Below are 19,784 nucleotides of genomic sequence, written 5' to 3'. Positions count from 1 at the left end.
GAAGCGAAACGGCCAAGGTTCTGGATTCCCGCCTCCGCGGGAGTGACGAAGAAGGCCATTCACCCTCAAAGCGTATTGCCCCGGTCATACACGCCGCGCTACGGTCGCCGCCACGCAACGAAGGTGGCAAGAACGATGAAGCTGGTACGCGGCGCCTGGAAGCTGCTGGTCGGGATCAAGGACGCGCTGGTGCTCGTCGCGATGCTGCTGTTCTTCGCGACGATCTTCGCCGCGCTCAATGCGCGGCAGCGCCCGGCGGCGATCGGCGACGGCGCGCTGGTCCTGAGATTCGACGGCCCGATCGTCGAACAGCCCGAAGAGGTGCCGCTCACCGCGCTGCTCAGCGGGCAGCAAGTCGGCAAGCAATATCGCCTCCGCGACGTGCTGCGCGCGATCGACACCGCGCGCACCGACGACCGCGTCAAAGCGATCGTCCTCGACCTTGATCGCTTCGGCGGCGCCTATCCGGCGGTGCTCGGCGAGGTGCAGGCCGCGTTGCTCCGCGCGCGCACCGCGGGCAAGCCGGTGCTCGCCTATGCCACCGCCTATACCGACGGCGGTTATCGCCTCGCCTCGGCGGCGAGCGAGATCTGGATGGACCCGCTCGGCGGCACCTTCTTCGCCGGCCCCGGTGGCAACCAGTTGTTCTACAAGGGGCTGATCGACAAGCTCGGCGTCAACGCGCACGTCTATCGCGTCGGCAAGTTCAAGTCGGCGGTCGAGCCCTATACCCGCACCGACCAGAGCCCCGAAGCGCGCGAGGCGAGCCAGGCGCTCTACGGCACACTGTTCGACCAGTGGCGCGAGGCGGTATCGACCGCGCGACCCAAGGCGCAGCTCGCGCCGTGGCTCGGCAACCCGGCGCAGCTCGTCACGCAGGCGCAGGGCGACGTGTCGCGCGCCAATCTCGCCACCGGGCTGGTCGACAATCTCGGCGACCGGGTCGCGTTCGGCCGCCGCGTCGCGCAGCTGGCCGGCGGCGACGCCAAGAAGGTCGCCGGCTGGTTCAAGACGATCAACTACAATGCCTATGTCGCCGCCAACCCGGTCCCGAAGAAAGGCAAGGTCGGCGTGCTGACGATCGCGGGCGAGATCGTCGACGGCGAGGCCGGTCCCGGCAAGGCGGCGGGCGATACCGTGTCGAAGCTGCTCTATGACGGACTCGTCGACAACGACCTCAAGGCGCTGGTGGTGCGCGTCGACTCGCCCGGCGGCTCGGTGCTGGCGTCGGAGAAGATCCGGCTCGCGATCCTCGAGGCCAAGCGGCGCGGGCTGCCGGTGGTGGTCTCGATGGGCGGGCTCGCCGCCTCGGGCGGCTATTGGGTGTCGACCCCCGCCGACGTTATCTTCGCCGAGCCGGGCACGATCACCGGCTCGATCGGCATCTTCGGGATCATCCCGACCTTCGAGAACACGCTCAAGAAGATCGGCCTGTCGACCGACGGCGTGAAGACGACCCCGCTGTCGGGCCAGCCCGACGTGCTCGGCGGCACCACCCCCGAACTCGACCGTATCGTCCAGGCCGGGATCGAGCATGGCTATCTACAATTCCTCACCCGCGTCTCGCAGTCGCGCAAGCTGCCGATCGCGCGCGTCAACGAGATCGGTCAGGGCCGCGTCTGGGTCGGCGGGATCGCGCAGCAGCTGAAGCTGGTCGACCGCTTCGGCGGGCTCGACGACGCGATCGCCGAGGCGGCGAAGCGCGCGAAGCTGGACGATGCGCAACCGGTGTGGCTGGAGAAGAAGCCCGGCTTCGCCGCGCAGATCGCGCAGCAGGTCGCCAGCCAGGAGGACGATGACGACGCCAGCGCGCCCGACGCGCTGTCGCGGCTGACGTGGCAGCGCCAGCAGGCGTTCGCCGCCGCTTTGGGCGATGCCAAGCGCATGCTGGGCGGGGCGGCGGTGCGCGCGCAATGCCTCGAATGCGTCGGGCTCGGCCCGATCGCGGCGCGCGCCGAGGACCGCAACCTGTGGCAGCTCGTCGTCGCGCGGATCGGGTTGTGATGTCGCAGGGCCCGATCACGATCCGCGCCGCGACCGGCGACGACGCCGCGGCGATCGCCGCGATCTACGCGCCGTTCGTGCTGTCGGGCACCGTGTCGTTCGAGAGCGACGCGCCCGACGCGGCGGCGATGCGCGAGCGCATCGCGGCGTCGGACGGCTATTATCCGTGGCTGGTCGCGACCAGCGGCGACGCGGTGCTGGCCTATGCCTATGCGACGCGCTTCCGCGATCGTCCGGCGTACCGCTATGTGGTCGAAACCTCGATCTATGTCGGCGGCGCGACGCACGGGCAAGGCGTCGGGCGGCTGCTCTACGAAGCGCTGGTCGACACGTTGCGCGCGCAGGGGTTCACGCAGGCGATCGGCGTCATCACGCTCCCCAACGACGCCTCGATCACGCTCCACGAAGCGGTCGGCTTCCGCCGCGCGGGGGTGTATCGCGAGGTCGGCTACAAACAGGGGCGCTGGATCGACGTCGGCTTCTGGCAATGCGAGCTGAACGACAGCGCGATCCCGCCGGTCGAGCCGAAGCCGTTCAGCGTCACGGGCGTCCGCCGCGACTGACGTCACCGTCGATCAAGCCGTCGCCCCTGCGCAGGCAGGGGCCCATGGCTGTATCATGCGTCGAGCCAAGTGACACACGACCCAACGTGCCTGTGTCAAATGCCTCACCAAGCCGAGACAGACATAGGCCCCTGCCTGCGCAGGGGCGACGAGGTGTGTGTCCTCCTCAATGGCGCTACGGCGCCGGCCGCTCAGGCTGCGCCTCGGCGAGGATCACCGCGAACTTGCCCTCGGCATCGGTCCATTCGCGCACCGGCGTCCACCCGCCCGCGCGCAGCAGGATGCGCGCGTCACGCTCGCCGTATTTGTGGCTGTTCTCGGTATGGATCGACTCGCCCGTCGCGATCGAAAACTCGCGCCCCTCGACCGTGAAGGCGACATCGCGAGTCGCGACCAGATGCATCTCGATCCGAGCGCGATCGTCGTTCCAGCGCGCCTCGTGCGCGAAGGCGTCGACCGGCAGCGTCCCGTCCAGCTCGCGATTGATCCGCTCAAGCAGGTTGCGGTTGAACGCCGCGGTCACGCCCTGCGCATCGTCATAGGCCGGGATCAGCACCGCCGGGTCCTTGATCCGGTCCATCCCGATCAGCAGCATCGCGCCCTCCCCGAGCGACGAACGCATCGCACGCAGCAGGTCGATCGCCGCCAGCGGAATCAGGTTGCCGATCGTCGATCCCGGAAAGAACCCCAGCTTCGGCGCAGCGCTGATCGTATGCGGCAAGGTCAGCGGGCGGGTGAAATCGGCCTCGAACGGCAGCACCAGTAACTCGGGAAACGCATCCGACAGCTCGCGCGCCGACTGCCGCAGGAAGTCGCCCGAAATGTCGATCGGCACGTACGACGACGGCTTCACGCAGCGCAGCACGATCGGGGTCTTGGTCGACGATCCCGACCCGAACTCGACCACCGCGCGCCCCTCGCCGACGATCTCGCGCAACTCGGGGCACAGCCCCTCGAGCAGCGCGGTCTCGGTCCGCGTCGGATAATATTCAGGCAAATCGGTGATCTGCTCGAACAGTTCCGACCCGCGATGATCGTAGAACCACCGTGCCGGGATCGCGCGCGGGCGGCGTTCCAGCCCGGCGAGCACGTCGGCGCGGAACTGCGGGTCGGCGAGCGTCACCTGCCCGTCCTCGATCTCAGGCTTCAGCATCAAAGGTCCTTTGCCAACCGCACGCCGGTGAATTGCCAGCGCTGGTGCGGGTAGAAGAAGTTGCGATAGCAGGCGCGCGCATGGCCGCGCGGCGTCGCGCAGCTGCCGCCGCGCAGCACGAACTGCCCGTTCATGAACTTGCCGTTATATTCGCCGACCGCGCCTCCGACCGGGTGAAAACCGGGGTATGGGCGATAGGCCGACCCGGTCCATTCCCACACGTCGCCGAAGAACGCCGGCCCGCCCGCGGACGGTCGCGGCTCGATCGCGCCCGCGCCGTCGAGCTGGTTGCCCGCGCTCGCGTCATGCGCTGCGGCGGCGGCCTCCCATTCGAACTCAGTCGGCAGCCGCGCGCCGGCCCAGCTCGCAAAGGCATCCGCCTCGTAGAAGCTGACGTGCGTCACCGGCGCCGCCGGATCGACAGCCCGCCGCCCGTCGAGCCCGAAGCGCGTCCACGCTCCCTCGCGATGCTCCCAATAGAGCGGCGCGCCGACGCGCTCGCGCTGCACCCATGCCCAGCCGTCCGACAGCCAAAGCCGCGCGTCGCGATAGCCGCCATCGGCGATGAATGCCGCCCATTCGCCGTTGGTGACAGTCCGGTCGGCGATCGCATGGGGGAGCAACAGGGTGCGATGCCGCGGCCCCTCACAATCGAACGCGAAGCCGCTGCCATTATGCCCGACCTCGACCACGCGCTCGCCGCTCTCGATCCACGCGACCGGCCCCGGCATCGCGACCGGCACCTTGCGCTCGGGGGACCACACCGCCGGCTCCAGCGGGTTCTCCGAAAAGAGATGCAGCACGTCGGTGACGAGCAACTCCTGATGCTGCTCCTCGTGATGGCAGCCCAGCGCAATCAGCTCGAGCGCCGCCGCCGGCAACGTCGCAAACGCCTCCAGCAAAGCAACATCGACGGCGCGGCGATACGCCAGCACCTCGTCCAGCGTCGGCCGGGTAATCATTCCGCGTCGCCCGCGCGCGTGCCGTCGCCCTTCGGCCTCGTAATAGCTGTTGAACAGGAACGGAAAGCGCGCGTCGTGCAGCGCATAGCCGGGCACATGGTCGCGCAGCACGAACGTCTCAAAGAACCACGTCGTATGCGCCAGATGCCATTTCGCCGGCGAGGCGTCGTCCATCGACTGGACGGTGGCATCGGCATCGGACAGCGGGGCGACCAGCGCCTCGCTCAACCGCCGCACCTGCGCATAGCGCCGCACCAGCGGGTCGGTCCCGGCGTCGAGCCGGGGGAGCGCTTCCATGGTCGTCCTCCTGCAGCCGCCCGGGAGATCGGGCGCGCACGGGACTGCCTATGTTATCGGTTTGCCCCTGCTACCCACAGAACGTCCCCACCTGCGTTAAGGTTCACCGATCGGCAGGCGACGAAAAGAAAATCCGACAGGCGGTTCAGATAGATCAACGCCTGCGGATTGACATGCGGTGCCAGCGCGACCGCCGACCGCTCCGCACGCCGCACGATCGCGCGCGCGAGATGCAGCGCCGCCGCCGCGCCGCCGGGCAGCACGAAGCTGGTCAGCGGCGGGACATGTTCGTTGAGTGCGTCGATCTCCGCTTCCAGCCGCGCGACCTGCGCGGGCACGATCCGCAGCGTCATCTCGCCGGGTTCATAGTCGTCGCCCGGCGTCGCGAGATCGGCGCCGAGATCGAACAGATCGTTCTGCACCCGGGTCAGCTGCTCGACCAAGGCAGCGTAGCCCAGCCCGGCGATCGCCACCCCGATCGCGCTGTTCGCCTCGTCGACGTCGCCGATCGCCTGCATCCGCGCGTCGGTCTTGGCGATGCGGCTTCCGTCCGACAGCCCGGTCGTGCCGTCGTCGCCGGTCCGCGTGTAGATGCGATTGAGCCGGACCATCAATTACGCCCGGCGGCGAACAGGAGCACGACGACGATCAGCACCGCCAGCGTCTGATAGAAGATGCGCATCTGCATCATCCGGTTCGATTTGAGCTGCGCCGCGGTCGGCCCCTCACCGCGCGCCTCGGCCGAGGCGCTCTGGAGGAACGAGACGATGCCGCGCACCAGCGCGACCACCGTGGCGATCATCGCCGCGACCAGCAGGATGACGAGGAAGGTATTCATGAACCGATGCTAAGACGCGGCGGCGCAAACGGCAATGGCCATCCCGTCGCCCCTGCGAGGGCGGGGGCAACGGCGCGCGCCGGAAGGTTTCAACGCTACTCCACTCGCCATCTGCCGCCGGACACATCGCCGCATCCAATCCCGTCGCCCCCGGCGCAGGCAGGGGCCCATGTCTGTCGCGTCAAGGAGAAAGGCTGACACACACGCCTCGCTCAATGTGTCGAGCCGTCCACCAAGCCGACACAGCCATAGGCCCCTGCCTTCGCAGGGGCGACGGTGCACATGGCGAGTTGTGAGTGTTCCTCCACCCGCCATGGCTCCCTACCAACGGCGAACCCGGCGGCGGGCGCTATACCGCCCCCGCCCGCAACCTGGCCGCGACCTCGCGCCCATCCACCCTCGCCTCGCGCAGCGCCGCGAGCGTCGGCGCACCATGCCGCTTCGCCAGCCGCGCGCCATCCGCCCCGACGAGCAAATCGTGATGCCACCAGCGCGGCACCGGCAGCCCCAGCAGCGCCTGCAACACGCGGTGCACATGCGTCGCCGCGAACAGGTCGCGCCCGCGCACCACATCCGTCACGCCTTGCGCAGCATCGTCGACCGTCACCGCCAGATGATAGCTCGCCGGCGCATCCTTGCGCGCCAGCACCACGTCGCCCTGCGCCAGCGCTCCGTTCGCCACCACTCGCCCGTGATCGGACCACGACAGGTCGCCGCAGCGCGCCACCGCCGCCGCCATATCGAGCCGCCAGCAATGCGGCGCGTCACGCTCCGGTGCATCACGGCACGTTCCCGGATAGGCCGCCACCGCCCCATGCGGCGCACTCAGCGCCTCGGCGATCTCCGCACGCGTGCAATAACAACGATATAGCAGCCGCAGCTCACGCAATTGCTCAAGCACGGCGGCATAAACATCCAGCCGCGCCGACTGGAATGTCACCGCCCCGTCCCACGTCAGCCCCAGCCAGCGCAGGTCGTCGACGATCGTTGCGACATGCTCCGGCCGGCTGCGCGTTCCGTCGATATCCTCGATCCGCAGCAGGAATTGCCCTCCGCGCTCTCGCGCGAAATCGTGCGCCCGGATCGCCGAAAACGCGTGACCCATGTGCAGCCGTCCGGTCGGCGAAGGCGCAAAACGGGTGACGACGCTCATGCCGCGCGATGTGCGCCGTGCCGCGCGTGCCGACAAGAGGGTGACGTTTGGCAATATCGCGCGTTAGGAAGCGCCTATGACCGAACCTATGCCCCCCGTCGCCGCCACCCGCCCGCATAGCTTCACGATGCATGGCATCACGATCGACGATCCCTGGGCGTGGCTGAAGGATCCGAACTACCCCGACGTCACCGACCAGGACGTGCTCGCCTATCTCGAGGAAGAGAACGCCTGGTTTGAGGCGCAGATGGCACCGCACCGCCCGCTGGTCGACCGGCTCTACGAAGAGATGAAGGGGCGCATCAAGGAGGACGAGAGCAGCGTCCCGCAGAAGGATGGCGACCATCTCTACTGGACCGCGTTCGAAACCGGCGGCCAGTATCGCAAATGGTGGCGCAGGCCGGTCGCGGGCGGCCCCGACGAATTGCTGCTCGACGAACCGGCGCTGGCCGAGGGCAAGGAATATTTCCGGCTCGGCGCACTGTCGATCAGCGAGGATGGCACCCTGCTCGCCTATTCGACCGACGACGATGGATCGGAACGCTATACGATCCGCTTCAAGAGCCTGAACGGTGCCACCGATGCGCCGGAGACGATCGAGTCCGCCGCCGGCAAATGGGGTGATACGTCGATCGAGGGCACGATCGGCAACATCGTCTTCACCAGCGATGGCAGCGGCATCCTCTACGGCCTCACCGACGACCAGTGGCGCACGCGCACGATCAAATTCCATCGCCTCGGCACCTCCAGCGCCGACGACGTGACGCTCTATTATGAGGACGATCCGGTCTTCTCGGTCGGCGTCAGCCAGACCAGCGACCGCAAGTGGATCGCGCTCGTCGCCAGCAGCCACGACACCAGCGAGATCCGGCTCTACCCCGCCGACGACCCCTTCGCCGCGCCGATCCTGATCGCGCCGCGCCAGCCCGGCCGCGAATATGACGTCGACACGCACGGCGACACGTTGTTCATCCACACCAACGACATCGATCCGATGTGGCGGCTGGTCACCGCGCCGATTACCGCGCCCAGCGAATGGACCGAGCGGATCGCGCCCAGCCCGCATTTCTACATGACCGGGGTCGAATGTTTCCGCGACTTCTTCATCGTCGAGGGCCGCGAGGACGGGCTCGACCAGATCGAGATCCACGCCTACGACCCCGCCGCCGCCCCGCGCCGCATCGCCTTCCCCGAAGCGAGCTACGCCGCGGGCCTCGGCGATAATCCCGAATATGATCAGACGGTTCTTCGTCTCGGCTATGAGTCGATGGTAACGCCCGGCACCGTCTACGATTATGACACCGCGACCGGCGCGCTCACCACGCTGAAGGTGCAGGAGATCCCCAGCGGCTATGACGCGGCGAAATACGATACGCAGCGGCTGAAGATCACCGCGCGCGACGGCACCGCGGTCCCGGTGTCGATCGTCTACCCGCGCGACTTCCCGCGCGACGGTTCGCGGCCGTTGTTCCTCTACGCCTATGGCGCCTACGGCCATGCGATCCCGCCGGGCTTCTCGACAGGGATCCTCAGCCTGCTCGACCGCGGCTTCGCTTATGCCATCGCACACATCCGCGGCGGCGACGACCTCGGCCAGCAATGGTATCGTGACGGCAAGCTCGAGAAGCGTGTCAATACATTCAACGACTTCGTGGACGTTGCGAAGGGATTGGTCGAACAGGGCTGGACCAGCGCTGGACGGATCGCGATCGCCGGCCGCTCGGCGGGCGGCGAGCTGATGGGCGCGGTGGTCAACTCCGATCCGCAGCTGTGGGGCGCGGTGATCGCCGACGTCCCGTTCGTCGACGTGCTCAATACGATGCTTGACGAGACGCTGCCGCTGACGCCCGGCGAATGGCCGGAATGGGGCAACCCGATCGAGGACCCGGCGGCCTTCGAATTGATCCGCAGCTATTCCCCCTATGACAATATAAGGTCACAGGATTATCCGCCACTCTTCATCTCGGGCGGGCTCAACGATCCGCGCGTGACCTATTGGGAGCCCGCCAAATGGGCCGCGAAGCTGCGCGCCACGAAGACCGACGCCAACCTCCTGCTGCTCAAGACCAACATGGGCGCCGGCCACGGCGGCAAGTCGGGTCGGTTCGAGAGCCTGCGCGAAGCCGCCGAGGAACATGCCTTCGTGTTGTGGCAATTGGGCGTGGAGCCGTGACCGCGGCATGACGATCGAGGCGATCGTCGCGCGTTATGGCCTCGCCGCGCTGTTCGCCGGCGCGGCGCTGGAGGGCGAGGCCGCAGTGATGGCGGGCGGCATCCTCGCGCACAAAGGGCTGCTGTCGCTGCCATTCGCGATGCTCGCCGCCGGGCTCGGCTCCTACACCGCCGATCAAGGCTGGTTCTACGCCGGCCGGCATTTCCGCGACCGCAAATGGATCGCCGCCGCGCGCGCCAAGCCCGCGTTCGCGCGCGCGGTCGCGGCCTTCGAGCGCCACCCGACCGCGTTCATCTTCGCGTTCCGCTTCCTTTATGGCCTGCGCACCGTCAGCCCGATCGCGATCGGCTCGACCAGCGTTTCCGCCAGGCGCTTCGCGATCGTCAACGGCGCGTCGGCGACCTGCTGGGCAATCCTGTTCACCGGGATCGGCTATCTGTTCGGCCATGGCTTCGAGCAATTGCTCGGCCGGATCGTCGCCGACCGGCATCTGTGGTGGGCGGTCGGCGCGCTGCTCGCGGCGGGCATCGCCTTCGCAGGCTGGCGCTGGTACAAGGCGCGTCACGCATGACCTTCACGCAGACCTTCACCGCGCAACCCGCCGACATCGACGAACTCGGCCACGTCAACAATGCCGTCTGGGTGCGCTGGATTCAGGAACTGTCGGTCGCGCATTGGGCGGCGATCGCCCCGCCCGCGCATCAGGCGGCCTATGTCTGGATGATTACCCGCCACGTCATCGACTATCGCGGCAATGTCGTGGAGGGCGAAACCGTTACGGGCGAAACCTGGGTCCCCGATCCGCCACGCGGCGCGCGCTTCGACCGCCACTTCCGCTTCCTCGGCACCGATGGCAAGCTGCGCGTCGAGGGCGTCACGACCTGGGCGCTGCTCGACCGCGCGACCGGGCGGCTGCTGCGGATCACGCCGGAAATCGCTGCGCCGTTTCTGGCGTAGCTCTTTCGCACGCCCACCCATCCGTTCGTTCTGAGGAGGGGCTGAGCCTGTCGAAGCCCCGTCTCGAAGGAGCTGCGCGACATAAGTGCTTCGAGACGCCATCTCGACTTCGCTCGATGGCTCCTCAGCACGAACGGTGTGGTCGAGGCGAGCGGTTACAAGAAGGGCGGAGGCCGTCACCGACCCCCACCCCATCCCTCACGCAGCAAATCACGCGTTCGCGGGCTGCTTCGCGCCGATCACCTTCAACAGATCGTCGAACGACTTGGAGAAGCTCGCCACCCCCTCGTCGACCAGCGTCTTGGTCACACCGTCCAGATCGAGCCCGAGCCGCGCCTGCTCCGCGATCATATGCCGCGCGCCATCGACGTCCTGCGTCAAGGTCTGCGCCACCGTGCCATGGTCGCGGAACGCATCCATCGTCTTCGGCGGCATCGTGTTGACCGTCTCCGGCCCGATCAGTTCATCGACATACAAGGTGTCGGGATAGTCCGGATTCTTGGTGCCAGTCGACGCCCACAGCAGCCGCTGCGGCTGCGCGCCCTTCGCCGCCAGCTTCTGCCAGCGATCCGAGGCGATGAACTCCTGATACCAGGCATAGGCCAGCTTGGCGTTGGCGATCGCGACCTTGCCCTTCAGCGCCTTGGCCTCATCGCCACCCTGACCGGCGTCGATCGCGTCGTCGATCTTGCTGTCGATCCGGCTGACGAAGAAGCTCGCCACGCTCGCGATGCGCTCGATCGGCAAGTCCTTGGAGACGCGCTCTTCAAGTCCCTCGACATAGGCATAGGCGACCTTCTTGTACGCCTCGACCCCGAACAGCAATGTCACGTTGACGTTGATCCCCTTGGCGATCGTGTCGCGGATCGCGCGCACGCCGTCGTCGGTCCCGGGGATCTTGATCATCAGATTCGGACGATCCACCGCCTGCCACAGCCGCTCGGCTTCCTCGGCGGTTTCCGGCCCCTTCAGCGCCAGATACGGCGACACTTCGAGGCTGACATAGCCGTCCTTGGCATCCAGCCGGTCATAGACCGGGCGCAGCGTGTCGCACGCCGCCTGGATGTCCTTGATCGCCTGCGCTTCGTAGCGCGCCATCGGCTCGGCGCCCGGATTGGCCTTGTCGAACTCGGCAAAGCCGGCGTCATAGGCGTCGCCCGCGCCCATCGCTTTCTCGAAGATCGTCGGGTTGGAGGTGACACCGGTCAGCCCGTCCTCGTCGACCAGCTTCTGGAGCCCGCCCTGTTCGAGGAACTTGCGGTCGACGAAGTCCAGCCACACCGCGGTGCCGGCGTTGCTGAGGTCCTGTAGCTTGCTCATCCCGATCTCCCGTCGCCCCCGCGCAGGCGGGGGCCCATGTCTCTCACCACGAAAGGCGACGCTCGTGGATATAGTGATCGGCCCCTGCCTTCGCAGGGGCGACACTCACGCCATTGCTTCCTTCGCCACCTTCACGACATTCTCGACCGTAAAGCCGAACTTGTCCTGCAACTTGGCGAGCGGCGCCGACGCGCCGAAGGTCGACATCGTGATCTGCCGCCCTTCATAACCGACGTAGCGATCCCAGCCGAGCGACCCGGCCATCTCGATCGCGACGCGCGCCTTCACCGCCTTGGGCAGCACGCTCTCCTTGTAGGCGGCGTCCTGCAATTCGTAGCGATACCAGCTCGGCATCGACACGACGCGCGCCTTCACGCCCTCGGCGACCAGTCTCTCATAGGCCTGCACCGCCAGCGACACTTCCGATCCGGTCGCGATCAGGATCACGTCAGGCGTCTCGTCGCCGCCCGCCAGCACATAGGCGCCCTTCTCGACGCCATCCGCGCTCGCGTACTTCGAGCGATCGAGCGTCGGCAGCGCCTGCCGCGACAGGATCAGCGCCGCCGGGGTGCTCGCATCCTTCATCACCGCACGCCATGCCGCCGCGACCTCGTTGGCATCGCCCGGCCGGAAGGTGTCGATCCCCGGGATCGCCCGCAACGTCGCGAGATGCTCGATCGGCTGGTGGGTCGGGCCGTCCTCGCCGACGCCGATCGAGTCATGCGTGAACACCCAGACCGCGCCGATCTCCATGATCGCCGACAGCCGCACCGGCGCACGCATGTAATCGAGGAACACGAGGAAGGTGGAGCCATAGGCACGCAGGTGCGACAGCGCCATGCCGTTCACCACCGCGCCCATGCCATGCTCGCGCACGCCGAAGTGCAAGTTCGAACCGCCGTAATTGTCGGGCTCGAACGATGCCGCGCCCTTGATATCGGTCTTGGTCGACGGCGACAGGTCGGCCGAGCCGCCGAGCAGCCACGGCACCTTCTTGACGATCGCGTTGAGCACCTTGCCGCCCGCGTCGCGGCTCGCCACGCCCTTCTCGTCCGCCTCGAAGGTCGGGATCTCGCTGTCCCATCCTTCCGGCAGCTCGTCCTTGAGCAGCAGGTCGAGTTCCGCCGCAAGATCAGCATGTTCGCTGCGATACTTGTCGAACAATGCGACCCACTCGTCGCGTGCCTTGCCGCCGCGGTCCTTGACCGCCTTGCCGAACGCGTCCTTCACGCCCTCGGGCACGAAGAAGTCCTCCGCCGGCCAGCCGTACGCTTCCTTGGTCTTGGCGATATTCTCGGCGCCCAGCGGCTCGCCGTGCGCCTTCTCGCTGCCGGCGCGCGGCGAACCCCAGCCGATCACCGACTTCACGACGATCAGCGTCGGCGCCTCGGTTTCCTCGCGGAACGCCTGAAGTGCCTCGGTCAACGCCTTGATATCGTTGGCGTCGTCAACATGAATGACGTTCCAGCCATAGGCATGGAAGCGCGCACCGACGTCCTCGTCGAACGCCAGATCGGTGTCGCCCTCGATCGAAATCTGGTTGCTGTCATAGATCCAGCACAGATTGCTGAGCTTGAGATGCCCGGCCAGCGACGCCGCCTCGGCGGAGACGCCCTCCATCATATCGCCGTCACCGCAGACGACATAAACGTCGTGGTCGAACAGCGCGAAGCCCGGGCGGTTGTAGCGCGCCGCCAGCCAGCGCTCGGCGATCGCCATCCCGACCGAATTGCCGCAGCCCGCGCCCAGCGGCCCGGTCGTCGTCTCGACGCCCGTGGTATGGCGATATTCGGGGTGGCCCGGCGTCTTGGAGGAGAGCTGGCGGAACTGCTTGATGTCGTCCAGCGACATCGCCGGCTTGCCGGTCTTCTTCCCCTCGGCGTCGATCTCCTCGACCCCGGCGAGATACAGCAACGAGTACAACAGCATCGAGGCATGGCCGACCGACAACACGAAGCGGTCGCGGTTCGGCCAGTCGGCATGCGCGGGGTCGTAGCGCAGGAACTGCGTCCAGATCGTCCAGCCGACCGGCGCAAGCGCCATCGGCGTGCCGGGGTGCCCCGAATTGGCCTTTTGCACGGCGTCCATTGACAGCGTGCGGATCGTGTCGATCTGCAGCCGCTCCGGGCTGCCGTCCTCGTGGAAACCGGCGGGCGAGCTGGCGGTATCGGTCATGCAATCCTCATGTCGGGAGTCACGGGGTCGAACGCACCGGCGCGACGCCGGTTGCCGAGTCCCGTCTCCCTTAACCGTTGAGGTCCGCGCGTTCCAGCCGCGTAACGACGCCGCGATCCGCGACATAGGTCGCATCCACTTCGTCGAGGAACAGCCCATGCCCCAGCACGCCGGGGGTGGCGTCCAGCGCCGCCGCCAGCGCCCGTGGCTCGGGGAAGACGGCAAACCGGGCGTCGAGCACGAGATTGCCGTTGTCGGTCACACCATCGCGCACCGTCACCGTCGCGTCGAGCATCGCCAGCCGATCGGTCACATAGCCACGCGCGAACGGCAGCACCTCGACCGGCAGCTTGGCCGTGCCGATCGCCGCGACGCGCTTGGAGGCATCGGCGATCACCACCATCCGCGTCGAGGCCGCCGCGACGATCTTCTCGCGCAGCATCGCCCCGCCCGCGCCCTTGATCGCCCACAGCCGCGCGTCGATCTCGTCGGCACCGTCGATCGTCAGGTCGACCCGCGCCACCTCGGCGAACTCACGCATCACGATGCCGAGCGCCGCGGCGCGTTGGGCGCTGTCGATGCTCGTTGCAACGGCGGTGATCCGCAGCCCTTCGGCGACCCGCCGCCCGAGCGCCTCGATCGCAAAGCGCACCGTCGATCCGGTCCCGAGCCCGACCAGCATGTCGGACTGCGCCTCGGCCACTGCGGCTTCGGCCGCGGCGCGCTTGTCGTCATCCTGCGTCATCATCGCCTCAGCGCATCAGCAACGCCCCCGGTTGCACCAACCGCCTCCCGTCATCCCGGACTTGATCCGGGATCCCGCTTCTTCTTTAACGACCGCCACGAAGAAGCGGGGCCCCGGATCAGGTCCGGGGCGACGAAGCAGGGAAGGCTGTCGGTCCGGCCCAGCCCCCGTCAAGAACGCGGCGCGAAGATCTTCCCCACCAGCAACTCCGCCGCCCGCGCGAACGCCTCGCCCGGCTCGGCATGCGCCGCCTCGGGCTTCGCGCCGTCAGCCTTCCCGCCCCGCTCCGCCGCCTTCGCGGCCTCGCGCGTCAGCGCCGCGGTCGCCACCGCGCCGACCACCGCCGCCAGCGCCTGCTTGCCCGCTGGCCCCTGCACCTGTTCGATCAGCCGTTCGCCGGCCTTGCGCAGCTCCTTGGGCACCTTCACCCCCAGCACTTCCTTGGGCAGCTTGCCCTTCTTCTTCTTGGCCATCGCCTCGCGCCTCCAGACTGTAACATCCATATAAGACACCACGCGCGCCCCGCAACCGTCGCGCGCGTGGCGCGTCTTGCCGCAGTGCGGCACCCGCCCCACATCGCGCGCTCGCCGCCGGGCTGGACGCGGCCGAACAGATATGGAACAAATTCCCTCATGGCATTGACGACGATCTCCGTCCGCGGCGCGCGCGAGCACAACCTCAAGGACGTGAGCGTCGATATCCCGCGCGATACGCTGACGGTGATCACCGGGCTGTCGGGGTCGGGCAAGTCGAGCCTCGCCTTCGACACGATCTATGCCGAGGGGCAGCGCCGCTACGTCGAATCGCTCTCCGCCTATGCGCGCCAGTTCCTGGAACTGATGCAGAAGCCCGACGTCGACCATATCGAGGGCCTTTCGCCCGCGATCTCGATCGAGCAGAAGACCACCAGCCGCAACCCGCGCTCGACGGTCGCGACCGTCACCGAGATCTACGACTATATGCGCCTGCTGTGGGCGCGTGTCGGTGTGCCTTATTCGCCGGTCACCGGCCTCCCGATCGCCGCGCAGACCGTCAGCCAGATGGTCGACCGCGTGATGGCGCTGCCCGAGGGCACGCGCCTCTACCTGCTCGCCCCGGTCGTGCGCGGGCGCAAGGGCGAGTATCGCAAGGAACTGGCCGAGTGGCAGAAGGCCGGCTTCACCCGCGTGCGCATCGACGGCCAGATTCACGAGATCGACGAGGCCCCCGCGCTCGATAAGAAGTACAAGCACGACATCGAAGTGGTGGTCGACCGCCTCGCGGTCAACGAGAACGCCGCCACCCGCCTCGCCGACAGTTTCGAGACCGCGCTCAAGCTCGCCGACGGGCTCGCCTATATCGACCCGGCCGACCCGGTCGAGCCGCGCACCCCCGAAAGCGTCGTCCTCGGCGACCACGCCCCGCCCGGCCGCATCGTCTTTTCCGAGAAGTTCGCCTGCCCGGTCAGCGGCTTCACCATCGCCGAGATCGAGCCGCGGCTCTTCTCGTTCAACGCCCCGCAGGGCGCGTGCCCGGCGTGCGACGGACTCGGCGAGAAGCTGGTGTTCGACGAGGATCTGATCGTCCCCAACCACGAACTGTCGATCAAGAAGGGCGCGGTCGTCCCCTGGGCCAAGTCCAACCCGCCCTCGCCATACTACATGCAGGTGATGGCCAGCCTCGCGCGCGAGTTCGGCTTCTCGCTCGACACGCCGTGGAGCGAGCTGCACCCCGAGATTGCCGACAAGATCCTCTTCGGCACCGAGGGCAAGGCGGTGACGCTGACCTTCATCGACGGCAAGAAGAGCTACGACGTCAAGAAGCCGTTCGAGGGCGTGATCGGCAACCTCAACCGCCGCCTGCTCCAGACCGAGAGCGCGTGGATGAAGGAGGAGCTGTCCAAATACCAGTCGAGCCAGCCGTGCGAGGTCTGCAAGGGCGCGCGGCTCAAGCCCGAGGCGCTGGCGGTCAAGATCGCCGGCGAGGACATCAGCCACGCCACCCGCATGAGCGTGGTCGACGCGCTCGCCTTCTTCACCGATCTGCCCAACCATCTCGGCGATCAGCAGCGCGCGATCGCCGAGCGCATCCTGAAGGAGATCATCGAGCGGCTCGGCTTCCTCAACAACGTCGGGCTCGACTATCTCAACCTCGACCGCACCAGCGGCACGCTGTCGGGCGGCGAGAGCCAGCGCATCCGCCTCGCCAGCCAGATCGGCAGCGGGCTGTCGGGCGTGCTCTACGTCCTCGACGAGCCGTCGATCGGGCTGCACCAGCGCGACAACGATATGCTGCTCGCCACGCTGCGCCGGCTGCGCGACCTCGGCAACACCGTGATCGTCGTCGAGCATGACGAGGATGCGATCCGCATGGCCGATTACGTGATCGACATGGGGCCGGGCGCGGGCGTCCACGGCGGACAGATCGTCGCGCAGGGCACCGTCAAGCAATTGCTCAAGAGCAAGACCTCGGTCACCGCCGATTACCTCAACGGCACCCGCGAGGTCGCGGTCCCGGCCAAGCGCCGCAAGGGCAGCGGCAAGAAGCTCACGGTCCACAACGCCACCGCCAACAACCTGACCGGCGTCACCGCGTCGATCCCGCTCGGCACCTTCACCTGCATCACCGGCGTGTCGGGGTCGGGCAAGTCGAGCTTCACGATCGACACGCTCTATGCCGCCGCGGCGCGCACGCTCAACGGCGCGCGCATTCTCGCGGGCAAGCACGACAAGATCACCGGGCTCCAGCATCTCGACAAGGTCATCGACATCGACCAGTCGCCGATCGGCCGCACCCCGCGCTCCAACCCCGCCACCTACACCGGCGCGTTCACGCAGATCCGCGACTGGTTCGCGGGCCTGCCCGAGTCACAGGCGCGCGGCTACAAGCCCGGGCGTTTCTCGTTCAACGTCAAGGGCGGCCGCTGCGAGGCGTGCCAGGGCGACGGCGTGCTCAAGATCGAGATGCACTTCCTCCCCGACGTCTATGTCACCTGCGACGTCTGCCACGGCGCGCGCTACAATCGCGAGACGCTGGAGGTGAAGCACAAGGGGCACAGCATCGCCGACGTGCTCGACATGACCGTCGAGGATGCCGCGAGCTTCTTCGCCAACGTCCCCCCGATCCGCGACAAGATGGCGATGCTGGTCGAGGTCGGGCTCGGCTACGTCAAGGTCGGGCAACAGGCGACGACGCTGTCGGGCGGCGAGGCGCAGCGCGTCAAGCTCGCCAAGGAACTCAGCCGCCGCGCCACCGGCAACACGCTGTATATCTTGGACGAGCCGACCACCGGCCTGCATTTCGAGGACGTCCGCAAGCTGCTGGAGGTGCTCCATGCCTTGGTCGAGCAGGGCAACACCGTGGTGGTGATCGAGCACAACCTCGACGTCATCAAGACCGCCGACTGGATCGTCGACCTCGGCCCGGAAGGCGGCGTGAAGGGCGGCGAGATCGTGGCCGCCGGCACGCCCGAGGAGGTGGTGAAGGAGCCGCGCAGCTTTACGGGGCGGTATCTGGCGCCGTTGTTGGGGAAGGGTGCCGCACAGGTGGCGGCGGAGTGACGACGCCACGCCCGCTTAGTATGCGACGAGAGGCGCAATGAAAACGGAGGCAACGGCCATGGCGTCGCCAGACCCGAAGGTGAACAGTGCCGGCGATTGGCCGGGGCGTGTCGTCGCATACCGCGATTTTGCGGCCGACCTAGCCGCACGACGCCGTTCGCTCTGCGAGCCGGAGGTGCCGCGAAATACGGGCAATCGACGCACCGTCAGCAAGCGGGCGCTGTTGGGAGCATTGGATCAGCTTGGCGCAAAGTGGTGATGGCACTCGGTATTGAGCAGCACGATCGGGTAGCGAGGCGGGCAACACCGCGGTGATCGAGTAAAATCTCGACGTTATAAAGACCGCCAACTGGATCGTTGATCTGCGCCGAAAACCCGGCATGAAGGTCGACGAGATCGTCGGCATCGGCATGCCCGAAGAGTTGGTGAAGGGGCCACGGAGCTTTACGGGGCGATATCTTGCGCAGTTGTTGGAGAGGCGTCTCTAAAATTCAGCTTTACACCTACTCTAATCAGCGTATCCCTCAGAGCCGTCCGCTTCGGCAATCATGTTGTCCCATGGCCACTTCACGGTAGCGTATTTGCGATAAAGCAGGACCTGCCGATCCACGACGTGGATTTCGTCTGTTGCTTCATTAAAGCTGAGAACCAAACCGCGCCCATCCTCATCGATCTGTAGACCCTCAAATTTCTCAAGCACAGTCCGTAGATTCCCTTTTTTGATTCTCGGTTGTTTGGCGTTTGCCTTCGCGAAAATCGTATGGAGATCTAGACCCTTCTTTAGATCATCGTCGCTCTCTCCCATGATGACCGCCATGGCATGAGCGTAAATCCCGGTCGCATCGGTTCGACTACGTATTCCCGAAGATACCCGCTTCGCGAACTGCTGATACGCAGGATTGAGTTGCTCCGCGTACTTCATGCCAGCCGCCTCACCGGCATTGATGTTATCAATAATAAGAGGATTCTCCTGCTCCTCTGTGACATCAACCTCATCAAGGGTGTTGAGCGCTAGCTTCTGCAACAATCCTGCATTTCCAAAGGAATCTTCAACTAGACGGCTTGCTAGCGCAACCGAAAATGAAACATTCAATGCACACGAGCCTTTTTGAATTACGGCTTTCAAGTCTTCATCTGACCAGTAAATAGAGATTTCCTCAATTCTTCCAGAGAGATCAGGATTGAGGTAAATTAGCATATTGCTTTGCGACCAAACTCCCACGACAATTAAGTATGTTTCGTAGTCCCACATTGCCTTCATATCGAACGAAAATGCCTTTCGCTCGTCCACAGACATGTAATGGAAATCCTCAATAACAACTCTTCTTCCGGATGCCTTTATAGCCTCGCAGATAAATTTCAGGTCGTTCTCACCTTTTCCCAATACCTTATACTTATTAGCAGCTTCGGCAGCAAGGCTGGCCCCTAACTTTGCACCGATCTTTGCGATGATTGATCGCCCCATCTCACCACTTACTTCTACTGAAGTAGCTCCCGTGAGTTTGTCCGACTTCTCCGTGATTATAGAAATTCCCAACTCAGCAAGAATGTCTTTGTAAATGTCAGCCGAGGTTTTCTTTAGCCTACATTGCACGACGATCGCATCGGGAACATTCCTCTTCCTTATCCATGATTTTCCACATTTAGACTCACCCCTCAGGGCAATATGATTTCTTCTTCTAAGTTGCTTTTGTATCTCAGCGTCGAGCGACCCGCGATCAACGTAAGAGTCAACCAAGATTTCGGCAGAAATACCGAAAACGTCTGAAGACTGCTTTTTAGGTCGACCAAATACACGCACAATCGGGCCTCTCAAATGCGATCATCTAACCCTATCAAAATTGACGTTTAGGGCAACCACTCTCATTGATCGGCGCGACTTGGCCCTTACGACGTTACACACAA

At 65.9% G+C, this 19,784-nt stretch carries 16 protein-coding genes; 6 read left to right on the top strand and 10 right to left on the bottom strand.

From position 1 onward, the window contains the following. The first annotated feature begins 135 nt into the window (after nucleotides 1–135). On the top strand, nucleotides 136–2,004 hold the full coding sequence (gene sppA / locus PGN12_10885; protein ID MEH3104400.1) for a signal peptide peptidase SppA: 1,869 nt from the start codon (nucleotides 136–138) through the stop codon (nucleotides 2,002–2,004). Continuing rightward, the gene (locus PGN12_10880) at nucleotides 2,004–2,567 is read left to right on the top strand and encodes a GNAT family N-acetyltransferase (GenBank protein MEH3104399.1); all 564 of its coding nucleotides are present in this window, start codon (nucleotides 2,004–2,006) and stop codon (nucleotides 2,565–2,567) included. Before sppA ends, PGN12_10880 begins: the two co-directional genes overlap by 1 nt. A gap of 175 nt (nucleotides 2,568–2,742) precedes the next feature. Here the strand turns inward: PGN12_10880 and egtD are convergent, their stop codons facing one another. The 5 genes from egtD to gluQRS all read right to left on the bottom strand — a co-directional run bounded on the left by egtD (nucleotide 2,743) and on the right by gluQRS (nucleotide 6,970). Further along, nucleotides 2,743–3,720 carry an L-histidine N(alpha)-methyltransferase gene (gene egtD, locus PGN12_10875; protein ID MEH3104398.1) on the bottom strand — a complete coding sequence of 326 codons (978 nt, stop codon included), beginning with the start codon at nucleotides 3,718–3,720 and terminating at the stop codon, nucleotides 2,743–2,745. Then, nucleotides 3,720–4,979, bottom strand: coding sequence for an ergothioneine biosynthesis protein EgtB (egtB, locus tag PGN12_10870; GenBank protein MEH3104397.1), 1,260 nt, complete (start codon nucleotides 4,977–4,979; stop codon nucleotides 3,720–3,722). Before egtB ends, egtD begins: the two co-directional genes overlap by 1 nt. Nucleotides 4,980–5,032: 53 nt before the next feature. Beyond that, the gene (locus tag PGN12_10865; protein MEH3104396.1) at nucleotides 5,033–5,590 is read right to left on the bottom strand and encodes a cob(I)yrinic acid a,c-diamide adenosyltransferase; all 558 of its coding nucleotides are present in this window, start codon (nucleotides 5,588–5,590) and stop codon (nucleotides 5,033–5,035) included. Continuing rightward, nucleotides 5,590–5,817, bottom strand: coding sequence for a twin transmembrane helix small protein (locus PGN12_10860; GenBank protein MEH3104395.1), 228 nt, complete (start codon nucleotides 5,815–5,817; stop codon nucleotides 5,590–5,592). Before PGN12_10860 ends, PGN12_10865 begins: the two co-directional genes overlap by 1 nt. A 349-nt stretch (nucleotides 5,818–6,166) precedes the next feature. Beyond that, nucleotides 6,167–6,970: a tRNA glutamyl-Q(34) synthetase GluQRS gene (gene gluQRS / locus PGN12_10855; GenBank protein ID MEH3104394.1), complete on the bottom strand. Its 804-nt coding sequence runs from the start codon at nucleotides 6,968–6,970 to the stop codon at nucleotides 6,167–6,169. 76 nt (nucleotides 6,971–7,046) lie between these two features. Here gluQRS and PGN12_10850 point away from each other — a divergent pair, with 76 nt between their 5' ends. The 3 genes from PGN12_10850 to PGN12_10840 are packed head-to-tail and all read left to right on the top strand — an operon-like array spanning nucleotide 7,047 to nucleotide 10,100. Continuing rightward, nucleotides 7,047–9,143 carry a S9 family peptidase gene (locus PGN12_10850; protein ID MEH3104393.1) on the top strand — a complete coding sequence of 699 codons (2,097 nt, stop codon included), beginning with the start codon at nucleotides 7,047–7,049 and terminating at the stop codon, nucleotides 9,141–9,143. Nucleotides 9,144–9,150: 7 nt separating this feature from the next. Further along, nucleotides 9,151–9,714: a DedA family protein gene (locus tag PGN12_10845; protein ID MEH3104392.1), complete on the top strand. Its 564-nt coding sequence runs from the start codon at nucleotides 9,151–9,153 to the stop codon at nucleotides 9,712–9,714. Next, on the top strand, nucleotides 9,711–10,100 hold the full coding sequence (locus PGN12_10840) for an acyl-CoA thioesterase (protein ID MEH3104391.1): 390 nt from the start codon (nucleotides 9,711–9,713) through the stop codon (nucleotides 10,098–10,100). Before PGN12_10845 ends, PGN12_10840 begins: the two co-directional genes overlap by 4 nt. 210 nt (nucleotides 10,101–10,310) lie before the next feature. On the opposite strand, the gene tal is transcribed toward PGN12_10840, so the two are convergent. The 4 genes from tal to PGN12_10820 form a co-directional block, all read right to left on the bottom strand. Next, complete coding sequence (gene tal, locus PGN12_10835; GenBank protein MEH3104390.1) at nucleotides 10,311–11,420, bottom strand: transaldolase; 1,110 nt, start codon at nucleotides 11,418–11,420, stop codon at nucleotides 10,311–10,313. A gap of 105 nt (nucleotides 11,421–11,525) precedes the next feature. Next, the gene (gene tkt, locus PGN12_10830; protein ID MEH3104389.1) at nucleotides 11,526–13,595 is read right to left on the bottom strand and encodes a transketolase; all 2,070 of its coding nucleotides are present in this window, start codon (nucleotides 13,593–13,595) and stop codon (nucleotides 11,526–11,528) included. 70 nt (nucleotides 13,596–13,665) lie between these two features. Beyond that, nucleotides 13,666–14,343 carry a ribose-5-phosphate isomerase RpiA gene (rpiA, locus tag PGN12_10825; protein MEH3104388.1) on the bottom strand — a complete coding sequence of 226 codons (678 nt, stop codon included), beginning with the start codon at nucleotides 14,341–14,343 and terminating at the stop codon, nucleotides 13,666–13,668. Nucleotides 14,344–14,510: 167 nt separating this feature from the next. After that, complete coding sequence (locus PGN12_10820) at nucleotides 14,511–14,813, bottom strand: hypothetical protein (GenBank protein MEH3104387.1); 303 nt, start codon at nucleotides 14,811–14,813, stop codon at nucleotides 14,511–14,513. 159 nt (nucleotides 14,814–14,972) lie between these two features. Between PGN12_10820 and uvrA the strand changes: the two genes are divergently transcribed. Further along, entirely contained in the window at nucleotides 14,973–17,879 is a 2,907-nt protein-coding gene (uvrA, locus tag PGN12_10815) for an excinuclease ABC subunit UvrA (protein MEH3104386.1), read from the top strand. 508 nt (nucleotides 17,880–18,387) lie between these two features. Here uvrA and PGN12_10810 read toward each other — a convergent pair. Beyond that, complete coding sequence (locus tag PGN12_10810; protein ID MEH3104385.1) at nucleotides 18,388–19,680, bottom strand: hypothetical protein; 1,293 nt, start codon at nucleotides 19,678–19,680, stop codon at nucleotides 18,388–18,390. Nucleotides 19,681–19,784 lie beyond the last annotated feature (104 nt).

Source organism: Sphingomonas phyllosphaerae, from assembly GCA_036946405.1.
Lineage (GTDB): Bacteria > Pseudomonadota > Alphaproteobacteria > Sphingomonadales > Sphingomonadaceae > Sphingomonas > Sphingomonas phyllosphaerae_D.
Note: the sequence above shows the minus strand (reverse complement) of the source record. Positions and strands in the feature narration are given on the sequence as shown.

Excerpts from the sequence above, each read along its gene's own strand:
- sppA (MEH3104400.1), top strand. The coding sequence starts at position 136 with ATGAAGCTGGTACGCGGCGCCTGGAAGCTGCTGGTCGGGATCAAGGAC.
- PGN12_10880 (MEH3104399.1), top strand. The coding sequence starts at position 2,004 with ATGTCGCAGGGCCCGATCACGATCCGCGCCGCGACCGGCGACGACGCC.
- egtD (MEH3104398.1), bottom strand. The coding sequence starts at position 3,720 with ATGCTGAAGCCTGAGATCGAGGACGGGCAGGTGACGCTCGCCGACCCG.
- egtB (MEH3104397.1), bottom strand. The coding sequence starts at position 4,979 with ATGGAAGCGCTCCCCCGGCTCGACGCCGGGACCGACCCGCTGGTGCGG.
- PGN12_10865 (MEH3104396.1), bottom strand. The coding sequence starts at position 5,590 with ATGGTCCGGCTCAATCGCATCTACACGCGGACCGGCGACGACGGCACG.
- PGN12_10860 (MEH3104395.1), bottom strand. The coding sequence starts at position 5,817 with ATGAATACCTTCCTCGTCATCCTGCTGGTCGCGGCGATGATCGCCACG.
- gluQRS (MEH3104394.1), bottom strand. The coding sequence starts at position 6,970 with ATGAGCGTCGTCACCCGTTTTGCGCCTTCGCCGACCGGACGGCTGCAC.
- PGN12_10850 (MEH3104393.1), top strand. The coding sequence starts at position 7,047 with ATGACCGAACCTATGCCCCCCGTCGCCGCCACCCGCCCGCATAGCTTC.
- PGN12_10845 (MEH3104392.1), top strand. The coding sequence starts at position 9,151 with ATGACGATCGAGGCGATCGTCGCGCGTTATGGCCTCGCCGCGCTGTTC.
- PGN12_10840 (MEH3104391.1), top strand. The coding sequence starts at position 9,711 with ATGACCTTCACGCAGACCTTCACCGCGCAACCCGCCGACATCGACGAA.
- tal (MEH3104390.1), bottom strand. The coding sequence starts at position 11,420 with ATGAGCAAGCTACAGGACCTCAGCAACGCCGGCACCGCGGTGTGGCTG.
- tkt (MEH3104389.1), bottom strand. The coding sequence starts at position 13,595 with ATGACCGATACCGCCAGCTCGCCCGCCGGTTTCCACGAGGACGGCAGC.
- rpiA (MEH3104388.1), bottom strand. The coding sequence starts at position 14,343 with ATGATGACGCAGGATGACGACAAGCGCGCCGCGGCCGAAGCCGCAGTG.
- PGN12_10820 (MEH3104387.1), bottom strand. The coding sequence starts at position 14,813 with ATGGCCAAGAAGAAGAAGGGCAAGCTGCCCAAGGAAGTGCTGGGGGTG.
- uvrA (MEH3104386.1), top strand. The coding sequence starts at position 14,973 with ATGGCATTGACGACGATCTCCGTCCGCGGCGCGCGCGAGCACAACCTC.